Annotated in this window: 10 protein-coding genes; 5 read left to right on the top strand and 5 right to left on the bottom strand. The window is 55.4% G+C overall.

Annotated elements, in window-relative coordinates:
* Positions 1-17: 17 nt before the first annotated feature.
* From OEU85_RS04290 to OEU85_RS04280, 3 genes are read right to left on the bottom strand one after another with little or no spacing between them, the layout of a single operon-like run.
* Positions 18-1,595, bottom strand: coding sequence for an alpha-glucosidase family protein (locus tag OEU85_RS04290; protein ID WP_262690214.1), 1,578 nt, complete (start codon positions 1,593-1,595; stop codon positions 18-20).
* Between the two features lie 20 nt (positions 1,596-1,615).
* Complete coding sequence (locus OEU85_RS04285) at positions 1,616-3,505, bottom strand: alpha-amylase family glycosyl hydrolase (RefSeq protein WP_262690213.1); 1,890 nt, start codon at positions 3,503-3,505, stop codon at positions 1,616-1,618.
* Positions 3,498-5,021, bottom strand: coding sequence for an MFS transporter (locus OEU85_RS04280; protein WP_262690212.1), 1,524 nt, complete (start codon positions 5,019-5,021; stop codon positions 3,498-3,500). The genes OEU85_RS04285 and OEU85_RS04280 overlap by 8 nt, the downstream gene beginning before the upstream one ends.
* A gap of 410 nt (positions 5,022-5,431) precedes the next feature.
* On the opposite strand from OEU85_RS04280, the gene OEU85_RS04275 reads away from it, so the two are divergent.
* Both OEU85_RS04275 and OEU85_RS04270 read left to right on the top strand, forming a co-directional pair.
* Entirely contained in the window at positions 5,432-8,194 is a 2,763-nt protein-coding gene (locus tag OEU85_RS04275; protein WP_262690211.1) for a TonB-dependent receptor, read from the top strand.
* Positions 8,195-8,283: 89 nt separating this feature from the next.
* Complete coding sequence (locus OEU85_RS04270; RefSeq protein ID WP_262690210.1) at positions 8,284-9,792, top strand: tryptophan halogenase family protein; 1,509 nt, start codon at positions 8,284-8,286, stop codon at positions 9,790-9,792.
* Here the strand turns inward: OEU85_RS04270 and OEU85_RS04265 are convergent.
* Positions 9,768-11,279 carry a tryptophan halogenase family protein gene (locus OEU85_RS04265; protein ID WP_262690209.1) on the bottom strand — a complete coding sequence of 504 codons (1,512 nt, stop codon included), beginning with the start codon at positions 11,277-11,279 and terminating at the stop codon, positions 9,768-9,770. The genes OEU85_RS04270 and OEU85_RS04265 overlap by 25 nt on opposite strands.
* A 24-nt stretch (positions 11,280-11,303) precedes the next feature.
* The gene (locus tag OEU85_RS04260; RefSeq protein ID WP_262690208.1) at positions 11,304-12,689 is read right to left on the bottom strand and encodes an alpha-amylase family glycosyl hydrolase; all 1,386 of its coding nucleotides are present in this window, start codon (positions 12,687-12,689) and stop codon (positions 11,304-11,306) included.
* 323 nt (positions 12,690-13,012) lie between these two features.
* Between OEU85_RS04260 and OEU85_RS04255 the strand changes: the two genes are divergently transcribed.
* The 3 genes from OEU85_RS04255 (at position 13,013) to dgcA (ending at position 15,975) form a co-directional block, all read left to right on the top strand.
* Complete coding sequence (locus OEU85_RS04255; RefSeq protein ID WP_262690207.1) at positions 13,013-13,894, top strand: LysR family transcriptional regulator; 882 nt, start codon at positions 13,013-13,015, stop codon at positions 13,892-13,894.
* Positions 13,895-13,981: 87 nt separating this feature from the next.
* Positions 13,982-14,995, top strand: a complete 1,014-nt coding sequence (gene dgcN / locus OEU85_RS04250) for an N-acetyltransferase DgcN (RefSeq protein ID WP_262690206.1) — start codon at positions 13,982-13,984, stop codon at positions 14,993-14,995.
* A complete protein-coding gene (gene dgcA / locus OEU85_RS04245) occupies positions 14,992-15,975 on the top strand; it encodes an N-acetyl-D-Glu racemase DgcA (RefSeq protein ID WP_262690205.1) in 984 nt (327 codons plus the stop codon). The genes dgcN and dgcA overlap by 4 nt, the downstream gene beginning before the upstream one ends.
* Positions 15,976-16,045 lie beyond the last annotated feature (70 nt).

The raw sequence follows: 16,045 nt of genomic DNA, 5'->3' as shown, positions 1-16,045 counted from the left end.
GTTGGCCCCTTTTTTGTCTATAGTTTGGCGATAAAGCCGCCACAGACGGGTAATGCTTGTGTGCCCGCGCTGTCGACACCGCCGACACCCAGCACCAACGTCGGCTCACCTTCATGTCCGGCCCAGTTCGCCGCGTCTTCACCGAGGTTGAAGACGCATAAAAGCTTTTCACCGTCAGCCTCGCGGAGGAACGCAAGCACCGGTTCCGGTGTGTCCAGGAATGTGATGTCGCCATAGACCAGAGCAGGATGCGCTTTTCGCAGTGTCAATAACCGTCGGGTGAAGGCGAGAGAAGACGCGCTGTCTGTTTCCTGTGCCGCCACCGACATGGGGAAATGGTTCATATCCATCGGCAGCCATGTTTCGGCGGGCCAGCCACCGTTTTTGGTGGCATCCGTCCATGGCATCGGGGTGCGGCAGCCATCACGACCGAGCGTTTCCGGCCAGTTTTTAATCGCTTCAGGATCAACGAGCCGTTCGTAGGGGACATCGGATTGCGGCAGCCCCAGTTCTTCGCCCTGATAAATGAAAATCGTGCCTTTGAGCGACAGCAGCAGTGCGTTCATCGCCTTTGCAAAGGCGTCAGGGTCGCGGTTTTTACGCCAACGCGAAACCACGCGCCGCCGGTCATGGTTCGAGAAGGTCCATGACGGCCAGCTGTCGGCTGCCTTGTCCCAGTCCTCTATCGCGTCGCGGATGCCGGGCACAGTCAGCTCCTCTTCTTCCAGGAAGATGAAACTGTAGGCCGTGTGCAGCAGCTTGTCGCCTTTGGTATAAGCGGCCATTTCCTCAAGCGAGCGCCTGCCGCCAACCTCGGCCACAGTGAATGTGGCACCATAGCTGTCCATCAGTCCCCTGAGGCGTGCGAGGAATTTTTCAATGTCCGGGTGGGACTGGTTATAAATTTGATCCTGCATGTCAAATGGCCGCACGGCATTGCCGTTTTTAAAGGGTGGGTTATCCCTGAGCGCCGGGTCATGCATATAGAAGTTTGTTGCGTCAAGGCGGAAGCCGTCCACGCCGCGTTCCAGCCAGAAGCGCGCGACAGAAAGCAACTCTTCCTGCACTTCGGGATTATGCACATTGAGGTCTGGTTGTTCCGACAGGAAATTATGGAAATAATACTGCTTGCGTGCAGCACTCCATGTCCAGGCAGGGCCTGCGAAAACCGACTGCCAATTGTTGGGTGGGCTGCCGTCCTGCTTGGCGTCTGCCCAGACGAACCAGTCTGCCTTGTCGCCGGTGCGGCTTGCTTTGCTTTCCTTGAACCAAGCGCATTCCATTGATGCATGTGAATAGACTTGGTCAATAATAACCTTAAGGCCAAGTTCGTGCGCGTGCTCAAGCAGACGGTCAAAATCTTCCAGCGTGCCAAACACAGGGTCCACGTCACGAAAGTCCGCTACATCATAGCCGAAGTCATGCATGGGAGATTTGAAAAAAGGAGATATCCAGACTCCGTCAACCCCAAGGCTGGCGACATAGTCCAGTTTTTCGGTGATGCCGTTCAGGTCACCAACGCCGTCGCCGTTGCTGTCACAGAAGCTGCGAGGGTAAATCTGATATATAACGGCGCCTTGCCACCAATCTTTCACTTGGCTAACTCCATAAAACACTATTCTACGCAATCTGACAGGCTGTATGCTGTCCAACTGAGGGGTGGCAACACAGTGCCAACACCGTTCTTATCAAGATTTATGCTGGTTTCTGTGCCCGCGACATGACAAACACCCGTTTCGCCGACGGCAAGTGCAATATTAGCCGCAGCGTCGCGGTTGGCGGTATTGAAGATCATCAGCAAACGTTCGCTGCCCTCGGTGCCCAGACGCTCGAAAGCGAATATGCCGGGTTTATCGTCGGCAAACAGCACGTTCTGTGCCCCGCCCATAAGAGCGAGATGGGAGCGCCGTAGAACGGCCAGCTCGGTCAGATATTCATAAAGCGGGTGGCTACGATCAAAATTGTCCGCAGCCGGGCTGCTGGCCGAGCCAATGAGTGTATTGTCATTATAGTTTTCGACCTGGCTCTCGAACATGTTTTCACGAGCGTCCTGATCGTGGCCATCGCCGGTGAAACCCTGTTCGTCTCCATAATAGACCACGGGGATGCCGCGCGTGGTATACATCAGCGCATGAGCCAGTTTATCGCGCATAAGCGCCTCATCCGCCCCCATGTCGTCCCGTGCTGTGGTAATGAAACGGCCGATCCGGCCCATGTCATGGTTGCCAAGGAAGGTTGGCAGGATGGATGCGCTGCCATACTCACTGTCGTAAAGCCCATCCTGAGCGTATAAATTCGCCAGTAATTTAGGCGCTTTGTCGCGTGCGATGACATCGGTTGCAATACCCTGGAAGCCAAAATCAAGGACCGCAGGCAGTTTTGCAACGCGGGTATAGTGGCTCAAATGCTCAGGGTTGCCGTCGTAGACCTCGCCAAAGACATAAAACTGCTCAATCCCTTCCGCTTTTGCATGTTCAAGAATCGCCGGCGAAAACGCCTGCCAGAAGCTGTCGTTGACATGACGCACCGTATCAATGCGGAAGCCGTCGATTTTAAACTCGCTGATCCAGAATTTGTAGATGTCGATAAAACCTGCTTTCACATCAGGATGTTCGGTGAACAGGTCATCGAGACCCGCGAAATCACCATAGAGAGAGCTCTCACCTTTCCATTCGCTGTCGCCGCGATTGTGATAGTAGCGCACGTCATTCAGCCACGCTGGTACCTTCACATCCTTCTCGGTTTCAGGAACATAAGGGGTGTATGCAAACGTCTGATCCTTCAGGCGTGAGAAGTTTGCCTGTGTCTGATGCTCGGGGGTGTCACCCAGGAAGCCATCATTGATCGGGCTGCCCTCAACACCGCCATGGGTGGTGTAGGGATAATCCGCGATGCTGCGATAGTCACACAGTGGGATCAATGTGTCCTTGTCGAGCGAGCTCTCGGGCAGGCATTCATCATACTTGATAACATCGGCCGTATGGTTGGTGATGATATCGAAGATCACCTTCATGTTGCGCGCATGGGCAGCGTTCACAAATGCCTTCAGGTCATCATTGCTGCCGAGATGGGGATCGATCTGCGTGAAATCGGTGATCCAATAACCATGATAGCCGGCGGACGCCCCTTCCGGGTTGCCCTGTACAGGTTTATTCTTGAAGATCGGGGTCAGCCAGATTGCGCTGATCCCCATGTCTGCCAGATAGTCCAGTTTTGCGGTCAGGCCCTCGATATCACCGCCATGGTAAAAACCCTTGTGGGTGGGGTCGAAGCCGTGGTTCAGCCTGTCACCTTCGATACCGCCACGGTCGTTGGTCGGGTCGCCGTTGAAGAAACGGTCCGGCATGACAAAATACATGACGTCATCGGTGATGGGGCGCTGGGTGTAGGGGCGCAATGCCTCGGGGCGCGCAGCCGCATCTGTTGTGCCATCCGCCGCAAAACAAGTCGTTGCCAGAAATGCTGCCGCTAGAAGAGCACCCGCGTATTTATTGCGTTTACGCATTTTGTATTTCTCCCTTGTCGACGAGAAGCGTTGTGAAGCCCGCAACCACCATAGATACTCCGCCGATAACCAAGGCGAAAATCGGCTCGCCGTCAAAGAAGGTGCGGACCAGCAGGCCAAGAACGCTGGCCGCGAGAAGCTGCGGGATTACAATGAAGAAGTTAAAGATACCCATGTAAACCCCCATTTTGGTGAAGGGCACCGCGCTTGAAAGCAACGAATAGGGCACTGAGAGGATCGATGCCCAGGCAACCCCGACCCCAACCATGGAGACAATCAGCATCTTGGGATCGCTAATGAAAAAGAAGGAGACCAAACCAAGCCCGCCGAGGCAAAGGTTGATGAGGTGCGTTTGTCGGCGGCCGATTATCGAAGCCAGTTTCGGAATGGCGAAAGCGGCGAGGGCGGCGAATACATTATAGGCCGCGAACAGAATGCCGACCCAGTCCGCGCCCTCATTATAGGCCGCTGAGGTCACGTCGGTGGCGCCATAATGGAAAGCTGTAATGGCGGGTGTGGTGCTGGTCCACATGGCAAAAAGCGCGAACCAGGAAAAGAATTGCACGACAGCCAGTTGTTTCATGACCCGGGGCATCAGGAAGATGTCGTCAATGACTTCAATGAAGCCGTTTTCAGTTTTGCCTGCGGTTTTCATCACGCCAGAGATAAGCTGTAAAAGGCCGAAGACGGTGATTCCGCCCGCAAGGATATAGAGCTGCTTATCGAGGCCCTGGTTGAATACAAACCATGTGAAGGCACCGCCAATTACCAGCCAGACAACGCCGTCGCGGCGGTAGGCCGATGCGGGGCGCTCAGGCGCCACGCGGTCCAGCGGGGCGGTGGCGGTTGCTTTTGCTTTCGCCTCAGTGGCAGCAAAAGCTTCAAGCTGTTCGGGCGCGTACTCGCGGCTGCGCAGAATGGTCCACAAGACAGCGAGAAACAATACCGCGCCACCGAAATAAAAGCTCAGCTTCACTGATTGAGGAATCATGCCGGCAGGCGCGGTGTTTGAAACATCGAACCAGTTGGTCATCACGTAGGGCAGGGCAGAGGCAATCACGGAGCCAACCCCGATGAAAAAGCTCTGCATGGCAAAGCCGGTGGTGCGTTGGCTCTCCGACAGGTTATCTCCTACAAACGCGCGGAAGGGCTCCATTGTGACGTTGATGGAGGCGTCCATTACCCACAGCATGCCGGCTGCGACCCAAAGCGCAGGTGAATTGGGCATGAAGAAGAGTGACAGCGTGGCCAGAATGGCGCCCCACAGGAAATAGGGGCGGCGGCGGCCCAGCCGTGTCCATGTGCGGTCGCTCATATACCCGATGATGGGTTGGACGATCAGGCCCGTAAGGGGCGCCGCGACCCATAACATAGGAATGTCATCAAAGCTGGCGCCGAGGGTTTGAAAGATGCGGCTGACGTTCGCATTTTGCAGCGCGAAGCCAAACTGGATACCCATGAAGCCGAAGCACATGTTCCAGATTTGCCAAAAACCCAAGTGCGGTTTTGCGGTCATGTGTTTCCCTCTTCCCCTAGTGGTGCGACCCTAAACTTATGTATGCCATTCCCTGTGGCAAAACTCGTCATATCAGTTTTTGCAAAAAATGCAAAAAATAAATGAAATATTTTTTATCTCCACGATCATTCGCCGTGAAGCGCCGGTGTTTAAGCCGGTTATGTGTTAGCTATATATTAAATATATTAGGCTATACATAGGTTGTTGCAGGAAAAGCACGCTGTTTCACGCTTTTGCAATAAATGGCAAAAATATGAAAAAATATCTTGATTTTTGCAAAAAAATGGACGCATTTTGAAAAAAGGGAACACCAAAGCGCCTCAGTGGAAGGAGGCGTCATCAGTGCTGGCTGGTACTTTAGTGTAGGGAAGTCCGGTCTTGGCGAGTTTATAGCGGAAGGGGAGGATTGCATGCGCACCTCAAAACTAAGGTCACAACTTTTATCATTTGCGTCGCTGTCGGTAATTGCATTTGCTGCCAGCCCTGTTCTGGCTCAGGAAGAAGCTGAGCAGGAAACAGAAGTCGCTGAGCTTGAAGAAATTACCGTCACCGGTCTTCGTGCCAGTATCATGAGTTCGGTTGCGCGCAAGCGTGAGAGCAGCTCTATCGTTGAAGCAATTTCTGCGGAAGACCTCGGCAAGTTGCCGGATGCGTCCATCGCTGAATCGATCGCGCGCCTGCCGGGCCTTGCAGCTCAGCGCCTTGATGGCCGCGCGAACGTCATTTCCATTCGTGGCCTCGCGCCGGACTTCACCACCACGACCCTGAATGGCCGTGAGCAGGTTTCGGCGAACAATAACCGCGCTGTTGAATATGACCAGTATCCTTCCGAGCTGATTAACGGGGTTCTTATCTACAAGACGCCGGATGCCAGCCTCACGAGTCAGGCCGTCGGCGGCACTGTTGACCTGCAGACAATCAAGCCGCTTACCTATGGTGACCGCGCGATTGTTGTGAACGTGCGGGGTGAATACGCCGACCTTGGTGCGCTGAACTCGGGCACATCCGCCACGGGTTACCGTGCGAGTGTTTCTTATGTTGATCAGTTTGCTGACGACACGATTGGTGTGGCACTGGGCTACGCACGCATGGTTTCGCCTACGCAGGAAGAGCGCTGGAACACCTGGGGTTTCCCTGAGCATTCGGACGGCAATCTCCTGATCGGCGGTGCCAAGCCATATGTGAAATCAAACGAGTTGACACGTGATGGTCTGCTAGGCGTGCTGGAATATGCGCCGCATGATAGCGCGTTCCGTACCACGATTGATGCCTATTACTCCAAGTTCGATGATGAGCAGACCCTGCGCGGTATTGAAATTCCGCTGGCATGGTCCGGGGCGCAGCTTCAGGATGGTTATACAGTTGAAGACGGCCTGATCACGCAGGGCCAGTTCAACGGCGCAGAAGTGGTTGTTCGCAACGACTTTGTGAAGCGCAAGGCGGACACCGTTGCCCTTGGCTGGAACACCGAATATCAGATGAACGATAACTGGATCATCGATGCGGACCTCAGCTATTCGCGCGTTGACCGTACCGAAACCAACATGGAAACATACTCCGGCACGGGCCGTGGCGGCGGCGTTGGCGCAACTGATGACCTCGGTTTCAGCATTGGTGCAGACGGTGTGACCACCTTTACACCGGGGCTTGACTATTCTGACCCGAGCCTGATTCAGCTTGGCGGTCCGCTCAGCTGGGGTGCAGGGCTTGTGGCTGCGGGGGCTTATCCTGACGCGGACGCACAGGATGGCTTCATCAACGCACCGGAAACGGACGATGAGCTCTATGCCGTTAAGCTGAGCGCAGAGCAAATGGTCAGCAATGACTTCCTATCTTCGGTCGAGTATGGCGTTCGCTACGCCAAGCGTACCAAAAGCCTGAAGGACCAGGGTTACTACCTTACGCTGAAGGAATATCCCGCTGATGTGCCGGTGCCAACGGAGTTCCTGCTGGAGCCAACGTCGCTCGACTTCATCGGTATGGGCGATATGCTCAGCTATGACGCGCTGGCGCTATTTGAAAGTGGCGCTTACATTCTGACGGACGCCTCGGAAAGCGAACTGAGCCGCACGACCAACAGCTGGTCGGTGACCGAGAAAGTCTTCAACGCCTACATTCAGGCCAATATTGAGGCTGACTGGGTGACGGGTAATGTTGGCGTGCAGGCGGTTCACACCGACCAAAGTTCCACGGGTTCGGCGGCGCGGATTGTCAATGAGGGTGGTGCGGATGTTGTGCGCTTCACAGAGGTCACGGAAGGCGCGGAATACTGGGACTTCCTGCCAAGCATGAACCTCAGTTTCAATCTGAATGACGACAACAAGATCCGTGTGGGTATCGCACAGGTTCTCGCACGTCCTAAAATGTCTGATATGAACGCGGGCTTCAGCTTTGGTTTCGACCAGACGCAGCTTATCTTCACCGGCGGTGGCGGTAACCCTGAACTGAAACCATTCAAGACCTGGCAATTTGATCTGGCTTATGAAACCTATTTCGGTGACGGCGGGTATGCGTCCATTGCCGGTTTCTATAAAGAAATCCAGAGTTTCCCATTCGCCGCGTCCGAAGAGTATGACTTCTCTGAGATTCTTGGCCCACTTGGCGAGGATCTGACTTTCACCGACGGTAGCGGTAACGAAATCACCTTATCGCCAATTGGGCGTCGTGATTACACCGACAATATCGACGGCGGCCACATCTATGGCCTCGAACTGTCGGCTTCCCTTCCGTTCGCCATGTTCTCTGACGCGCTTGAAGGCTTCGGGGTGCTGGGTTCAGCATCCTTCACCAACAGTAAGATCGTTGACCCGAACAGTGGCGACGAAATCACCTTGCCGGGCCTGTCGAAGACGGTTCTCAACGGGACAGTCTACTATGAAGACCACGGCTTTCAGGCTCGTGCCAGCGTTCGTCATCGTTCCAAGTTTCTTGGCGAAGTTGCAACACTCAGCCTGGCTCGTACCCTTGTGGACGTAGAGGCAGAGACCATCGTCGATGCGCAGATCGGCTACGACCTGACAGAAGTGGGTGTCGACGGCCTGTCTATCCTGTTCCAGGTCAACAACCTCACGAACGAGCCGTTCACCACCTACTATAATGGTGACCCGCGTCAGGTGCGTGACTATCAGAACTATGGCAGGACCTTCCTCTTTGGTCTGAACTATAAAATGTAATTGCCGAACACCGGCGATTGCTTGAACCATATGTCCCCGCCGGTATAGTCATCGGCGGGGACTTTCTTTTTCAAGAGTGGGGGGCTGGCATGCAGGGGAACAAGGTCAGGAAAGCGGTGATTGTAGGCGGTGGCACCGCCGGCTGGATGAGCGCAAGCCTCCTGGCCAAGCTTTTGGGCCGCGAGCTTGAGATCACGTTGATTGAATCCGACGACATCGGCACTGTCGGTGTTGGGGAAGCCACCATTCCGCCGCTGCAGATATTCAACAACGTGCTGGGTATCGATGAAAATGCTTTCCTGAAAGCCACACAAGGCACTTTCAAGTTGGGCATACAGTTTGAAAACTGGGGGGCTGTGGGCGACAAATATATGCATGCCTTTGGCCCCATCGGTCGCCAGATTGGCATGAATGCCTTCCATCACCACTGGCTGCGCGCAAAAGCCGCAGGTCATGCCTCCGACCTGTGGGATTATTCCTTTAACTATCAGGTGGCGAAAGCCGACCGGTTCACCCGAATGAAGCAGATACCGAATTCACCGCTCGAGGGGCTGGTGCATGCCTTTCATTTTGACGCGGGGCTTTATGCGCGGTTCCTGCGCGCTGCGTGCGAGCAAGCTGGCGTGAAGCGCGTTGAGGGTATGATCACCCATGCCAACCTTGATGGTGAAAGCGGCCATATTGCCTCCGTCAGCCTTAAGGACGGTGAAGAGATCACGGGTGACTTGTTCATTGATTGCTCAGGCTTCCGGGCGCTGCTGATTGGCGAGGCGTTGGGGGTGGGCTATGAGGAGTGGACCCACTGGCTGCCCTGTAACCGCGCCGTGGCGGTGCCGGCGGAAAACGGGCGGCGACTGAGGCCTTACACGCAGTCTATCGCACACAAGGCGGGCTGGCAGTGGCGTATCCCGCTGCAGCATCGGGCCGGGAACGGCCATGTCTTTTGCTCTGAGTATATGAGCGAGGACGAGGCCACATCCATCCTGATGGGAAACCTTGAAGGCAAGGCGCTGGCGGAGCCGCGCACCTTGCAGTTCAAGACCGGGCGTCGCAACAGCTTCTGGGTAAAGAACTGTGTCGCTGTCGGTCTCGCATCCGGGTTTATGGAGCCGCTGGAAAGCACCAGCATCCACCTTATCCAGACAGCTATTGTTCGCCTTGCGCAGATGTTCCCGTCTCTGGGGTTTGAAGAAAGCCTGCGGGAGGAATATAATCGTCAACTGACGTTCGAGTATGAACGTATCCGCGATTTTATCATTCTGCATTACCGCGCCAACAAACGCTCAGACAGCGCCTTCTGGCAGCACTGCGCAGCCATGCCGGTGCCTGAGAGCCTGTCTCATCGTATGAACCTGTTCGAAGATAGTGGCTTGATTTTCCGTGAAGGTGGGGAGCTGTTTGCTGAAGTGGCGTGGCTACAGGTCATGTGGGGTCAGGGGCTGCGCGCAAGGGAGTTCTCGCCGCTTGCCTCAGGCTTGGGGGACACGCAGCTTGATGACTATCTGGCAAACCTGAAGCAGATCATTGATACAAGCGCGGCGAAGGTTCCCGCCCACAAGGACTTTATCGTCCGTTACTGTGCGGCGGCGGGGCAATAACTCTTCACGAAATCGCTGTGGCTTGACATGCCTGATGCTGCCTCAACCATCACGCGCCTCAGGCCCGCGAGCATGCGGGTGCCGTCCACGCCGCGCATGTCCGCTATTGGGTCATAACGTGCAGGCATGATGAATTGCCCGATGTAAACCGCAAGCCAGCTTGGGTTTTTGAATAGTTCCATATCATAGGCGACAATACGGCCGGCGCGGCGAAAATGCTCCATCTTGTATGACAGGCTTTCCGGGATTTCCATTTCTGTGCAATAGCGCCAGAGCGTCGTGTCCTGCCGCTTGGTGGCATGATAATGCAGGATCAGGAAATCGCGCGTGCGTTCATACTCACCCGTCGTGATGCGGTTATATTCTTCCTCTGCAAACGGGTCAAAATCCCGCGTGGGAAACAGTGCGAGCAGGCGGGTAATGCCGGTTTGTACCAGATGCAGGCTCGTGCTCTCCAAAGGCTCCATGAAACCTGCCGCCAGGCCAATTGCTACACAGTTTTTGTGCCAGAACTTCTTGCGCCGCCCGGTGGTGAAGCTGAGTGGCCGCGGGTCGGCAAGCGCCTTGCCGTCCAGCCCCGCCAGCAGTTTGGCTGCGGCTTCATCATCGCTGATATGCTCCGAGCAGTAGACATAGCCGTTGCCAGTGCGGTGCTGTAGCGGGATGCGCCATTGCCAGCCGGCCTCAAGCGCGGTCGACCGGGTGTAAGGGGTGAAATCAGCGCTGCTTTCGCTTGGTATCGCAACCGCGCGGTCACACGGTAGCCATTTGGACCAGTCTTCATAGCCTGTTTTCAGCGCTCCTTCGATCAGAAGCCCGCGAAAGCCGGTGCAGTCGATGAACAGGTCTCCCCTGACCGTTTCACCGCTTTCGAGCCGGATGCTCTCGATGAAGCCATCGTCAGCGCGCAGTTGGGTGTTCGTCACCTTACCTTCAATACGCTTCACACCCCGCGCTTCGCTATAGCGCCGCAGGAAGTGGCCATAAAGAATGGCATCAAAATGATAGGCATAGTCGAAGGTAGATTGCACCATGCGGCGGTCCTGCGTGGGTTTGGCGAACTTGCCAGTTTTGGCGGCTACCCAGGCCATGGAATACTCCTCAAGCGGGATCATATCGCCTTCTGTGCGGGCTTTCAGCCAATAATGATACAGTTGAACAGCATCAAAGTTGGCGCCAAAATCCCCGAACGGATGGAAATATCGATGATCCTTGTCGCCCCACCCGGCAAATTCGATCCCGAGCTTGAACGAGCCTTGGGTCGCGGCTATAAACTCGGCCTCATCAATGCCAAGAGTATGATTGAAAATCTTGATGGGTGGGATAGTCGCCTCGCCAACGCCTACAACGCCGATATCTTCGGATTCGACCAGTACAATCTCGCAACCGCCTTTCAGCGCATTTGCAAGCGATGCAGCCGTCATCCAACCTGCAGAGCCGCCACCAACGACGACAACCTTTCGAATGTTTCTGTTCTTGTCTGTCACCGTCTGGCGCCTCCGCGGTCATCACTATTGGCCGATATATACCTTATAGCCCCACGCGGGCAGGGTCACGCTTGTTGATGCGTGGAAGGCGGCGGCGTCGCCGCTGAACAGCTCCGTGTAACGGCCATAATGCGGGCCATTACCAAAGGTGATGGTTTGGGGCGTGTCTGAGAAGTTGATCAGTGCGAACACCCGGTCTGCCTCATTCTTGCGCACAAAGCTCAACACCTTCTGGGGCGCTGAGTTCACCACCGAGATCATACGAGCCCCCGCAGCGCCGTTCCACAGCGCTGTGTTCTCATGCTTAAGCTCAAAAAGCGTTTTGAATAGGTCGCCAATGGGGTGCGTTCGCCATTTGATCGGGTCTTTCTCGAAGAACTTAAGCCGTTTCTCGTTCCCGGCTTCCTGACCGTTATAAAGAAGCGGCATGCCTTCTCCGACTACAGAAAGCACAATTGCGCCTTCCAGCGCATCCCCAAAATGCTCGAACTGCGTGCCTTCCCAGGCGTTCTGGTCATGGTTGGAGGTATAGGTCATGCGATAGGCATCGCGCGGGTAGGCGCTTTCATTCCAGCTATAATAGACAAATAGCGCGCCGGTGTCGGCATGGCCCTTGGCGATATCATGCACCGCCTTGTTCCAGGACCATGCGTATGTGGCGTCAAACGCCTTCCTGTATAGGTCGCGGTCCTCCCATTCGCCCAGCATGAACACGGGTTTGATTGCGTCCAGCTCCGCTCGGGCGTTTTCCCAGAAATCGGTGGGGACAAAACCGGCGGTGTCGATGCGGTAGCCGTCCACGCCCACCTCCTCAACCCAATACTTCAGCGCGTTGGTCATATATTCCCGGACGCCGCGCTTTGAGTAATCAAGATCAATGATATCCGACCAGTCCCACCACGGTGTGGGGCGAAAATCGCCTTTCCAGTCGCGCTCGTACCAGTCGGGGTGCTCGCTCGCCAGCGCATTATCCCACGCGGTATGATTGGCGACCCAGTCGATGATCACATGCATATCAAGCGCGTGGGCATCCGCGACGAAGGCTTTGAGGTCTTCCAGAGTGCCAAACTCCGGGTTGACGCTGTAATAATCTTTCACGCTGTAGGGGCTGCCAAGGCTGCCCTTACGGTTTTTCTCGCCAATTTCATGAATGGGCATCAGCCACAGGATATCGGCGCCCAGTTCCTTCAGTCGTGGTAGCTCGGCGCGGGCGGCATCAAAGGTACCTTCTGGCGTGAACTGGCGGGTATTGATCTGGTAAAGTGTTGCGGACCGCGTCCATTCCGGGTGCTCGACCTGCATTACAGACCTAGGTTCATACCGGTCGGCGCTGCTGAGTGTTATTTCATCGTTGCATGCCGTCATCGTAAACAGCATGCACGCCATGGCGGCACCGCGGATGAGTTTCATTTTGCTTCCCTTCGCGAAACTAGCTGAGACATCATGCGCACGCAGCGCAGAGTCTGACTTCCCTTATTCGAGGTTATTAATTTTTGCATTGAATTACAAAAAAATGATAATTATTTGCTGTTATTTTTAATGGCGTCAAATTTAGTAACAAAAACAATATGATAAATATGCAAAAAATGAAATACCATGAAGGCGAGGCTATGCCGGTCTTCCGCCTTGCCAAAGGCCACCGTCTTGGTCATCGGGCCTGCCTGATGAGAGCGTTGACAAAATGGCAGCTCTGGTGCGAAGTGATCTTGTCCTATTCTTTTTGGTTATGGCTTATGCGGCTTCGGCATATTGAAATATTTCACGCGGTATACAGCACCGGCTCGGTAAGCCGCGCGGCGTTGGTGCTGAATGTGTCACAACCTTCGGTCAGCAAGGTTTTGCGTCATGCTGAAGATGGGCTGGGCTATGCGCTTTTTGATCGCGTGAAGGGCAAGATGGTCCCCACGCCAGAGGCCCATGCGCTGTTCGTGGAGGTCAAGACCATCCATAGCCAGTTGACGGCCCTTGAGAGCCGTGCGCGGCATCTCGCGGATGGTCGTTCAGGTCATGTGCGTCTTGCGGTCATGCCAGCGCTTGGCCTTGAGGTGTTGCCGCGCGCGGTGGCCCAGTTTCGTCACACCTACAGGGACGTGACGTTTGAGATCAGCACGACGCATTTTTCCAATATCCTCACCGCTCTGCGAGAACAGAACTGCGATATTGCCGTGGCGTTTAACCCGCCGCCGCTTGCGGGTGTCAAGCGCTATAAAATTGGGGTCGGGCAGATATACTGCGCCCACAAAGCCGGTGAATTTGGTGGCCGGAAGGCACTGCGCTTCCTGGACCTGGTAGGGCGGGATATTATAGGCATCAAGGATAGCGGCCCGCTTTCCCAACTGGTCACAAAGCGTGCGCAGGATGAAGGGGTGACGCTCGATGCGGTGATCACGGTGCAGACCTATTATATTGCCAGCAATCTTGTGGCTCACGGCGCCGGTGTTTCACTGGTCGATCACCTGACAGCGAGGGCCGGTGCGATAAAAGGGCTTGAGTTCACACCGTTATCACCGGCAATGCCTTATGAAATGATTGGTTTGGTGGACGAAAACAGGCCACTATCAAAAGTGGCGGAGCGGTTTATGGAATGCTTTCGTGCGGTATCGTATAACTTTTAGTTATGGCTTTCATAAGCTTTTGAATTATCGCCTGCTCGTCCGTGGGGGTAGGGTGCCGACAGAATTCATTCTGACACGGATTAAACCATGATGATCGAAGCTCCCTATTTGCTATTCCTTGGCGAAGCTCAGGACCCCATCGCGGTAAAAACGGCCCGTGGTGTCGCGCAGTGGCGACCCGAGAACTGCGTTGGTGAATACAGTCTGGAGGGGGCGACGATCAGCCTTGGCCTCCCGTCACTCTCTCCTGCCGCTGCTACGGCACGCGGCGCGAAAACCTTTGTCCTCGGGCTTGCGAATGCGGGTGGTACCATCTCGGATACGTGGGTGGAGGCTATCCTTGAGGCACTGGAGGCCGGGCTGGATATTGCGAGCGGCCTGCACCGGCGGCTCGCCAGCGTACCGATAATCCGCGAGCGGGCAGAGGCCCTTGGTCGCCGCTTGATTGATATCAGGCATAGCGACGCGCCGCTTCCCGTGGGTAATGGCAAAAAGCGAGCCGGGATGCGGTTGTTGACCGTTGGTACGGACTGTTCTGTTGGCAAGATGTACACCACGCTCGCACTGGAACAGGCAATGCGTACACGCGGCATGGACGCTGAATTCCGGGCGACCGGCCAGACCGGTATTCTGATTGCGGGCGCCGGGTTGCCAATTGATGCGGTGGTCTCTGACTTCATATCGGGTGCCGTCGAGGTCCTGACGCCAGACGCTGCGCCAGACCATTGGGACCTGATTGAAGGGCAGGGTTCACTTTTTCATCCGTCCTATGCCGGGGTGAGCCTTGGGCTGTTGCACGGCGCACAGGCTGACGCGCTTGTTGTGTGCCATGAACCCGACAGGCCGCATATGCGCAGCCTGCCGTATTATGCATTGCCGTCCCTTGCGCAAACCATCGACGTGAACCTCGCCTTTGCGCGACGCACCAACGAAAACGCTACAATTGTGGGTGTTTCCTTGAATACGTCGTCCATGACGTTTGAGAACGCCTCTAAACTTTGCGCAGACACAGCGCGTATATATGGTGTACCGTGTGTCGACCCACTTCGCATGGGTGTCGACGATATAGTAACTGAGTTGGAAGGTTTTCCCCGCCCATGAAAAGACAAGCCGTTTTCTATACTGAAACCTGGCGTCTGAAAGAACCGTTTCACATTTCCCGTGGTGTCAGAACTGAGGCAACTGTTACGGTTGCCGAGATTACCGCTGATGGCCATGTCGGCCGTGGTGAATCCGTGCCTTACGCACATTATGGCGAGAGTGCCGAGAGCGTGCTTGAGGAAATGCAGGGCGCAGCTCGCGCGGTTGAGGCGGGATGTAGCCGCGAAGACCTGCTCGCGCTTATGCCGCCCGGGGCTGCACGGAATGCAATAGATTGTGCGCTGTGGGAACTGGAGGCCAAGCACGCAGGCAATAGTGTCTATGCGATAGCGGGGGTGAAGCCGGCCAAGGCGCCGGTAACCGCGCTCACCATCGGAATTGGCGGTATTGAGGAAATGGTCGCGAAAGCCCGAATACTTCAGGACTGTGGCCTCTTGAAAGTAAAGCTCAACGGTGACGACGTGGTCGAGAAAGTCAGGGCCATCAAATCGGTCGCGCCAACACCTCGCATGATTGTGGACCCGAATGAGAGTTGGGATCTGCCGCTTTTGTCATCCGTGCATGAAAAGCTGGCCGAACTCGGCGTTGATATGCTGGAACAGCCTTTGCCGGCCGGACAAGACGGCGTCCTCGACGGTTTTACCTCTGCGGTGCCGCTGTGCGCTGATGAAAGCTGTCATACGCGCGGCGACCTCGCGGCACTCAGGACCCGGTATGACGTTGTTAATATCAAGCTTGATAAAACTGGCGGACTGACCGAAGCATTGGCGCTCAAGCGGGATGCAGAAGCCATGGGCTTCCGGATCATGGTTGGTTGTATGATCGGGACCTCTCTTGCGATGGCACCAGCGCTTGTATTGGCTGATGGCGCCGAGTTTATCGACCTTGACGGCCCGGTATGGATGGCAAAGGATCGTGACGGTGGCTTGTTGATCCGTGACGGGAACATCAATCATGCAGCGGTTTCCCTTTGGGGGTGACGGGTTCAAAACCGCAGTTTACCGCCAACTGGTTAGCCCACCACAAACTGGAAACGGCACACTAACGCCA

Source organism: Kordiimonas aestuarii (assembly GCF_025574465.1).
In the GTDB taxonomy this organism is placed as follows: Bacteria; Pseudomonadota; Alphaproteobacteria; order Sphingomonadales; family Kordiimonadaceae; genus Kordiimonas; species Kordiimonas aestuarii.
The sequence above is the reverse complement of the archived record's forward strand: the minus strand, read 5'-3'. Positions and strand labels throughout refer to the sequence as shown.

Bases quoted from the DNA above. Each gene is read 5' to 3' on its own strand.
- OEU85_RS04285 (WP_262690213.1), bottom strand. From the start codon at position 3,505: ATGCGTAAACGCAATAAATACGCGGGTGCTCTTCTAGCGGCAGCATTT.
- OEU85_RS04280 (WP_262690212.1), bottom strand. From the start codon at position 5,021: ATGACCGCAAAACCGCACTTGGGTTTTTGGCAAATCTGGAACATGTGC.
- OEU85_RS04275 (WP_262690211.1), top strand. From the start codon at position 5,432: ATGCGCACCTCAAAACTAAGGTCACAACTTTTATCATTTGCGTCGCTG.
- OEU85_RS04270 (WP_262690210.1), top strand. From the start codon at position 8,284: ATGCAGGGGAACAAGGTCAGGAAAGCGGTGATTGTAGGCGGTGGCACC.
- OEU85_RS04260 (WP_262690208.1), bottom strand. From the start codon at position 12,689: ATGAAACTCATCCGCGGTGCCGCCATGGCGTGCATGCTGTTTACGATG.
- OEU85_RS04255 (WP_262690207.1), top strand. From the start codon at position 13,013: ATGCGGCTTCGGCATATTGAAATATTTCACGCGGTATACAGCACCGGC.
- dgcN (WP_262690206.1), top strand. From the start codon at position 13,982: ATGATGATCGAAGCTCCCTATTTGCTATTCCTTGGCGAAGCTCAGGAC.
- dgcA (WP_262690205.1), top strand. From the start codon at position 14,992: ATGAAAAGACAAGCCGTTTTCTATACTGAAACCTGGCGTCTGAAAGAA.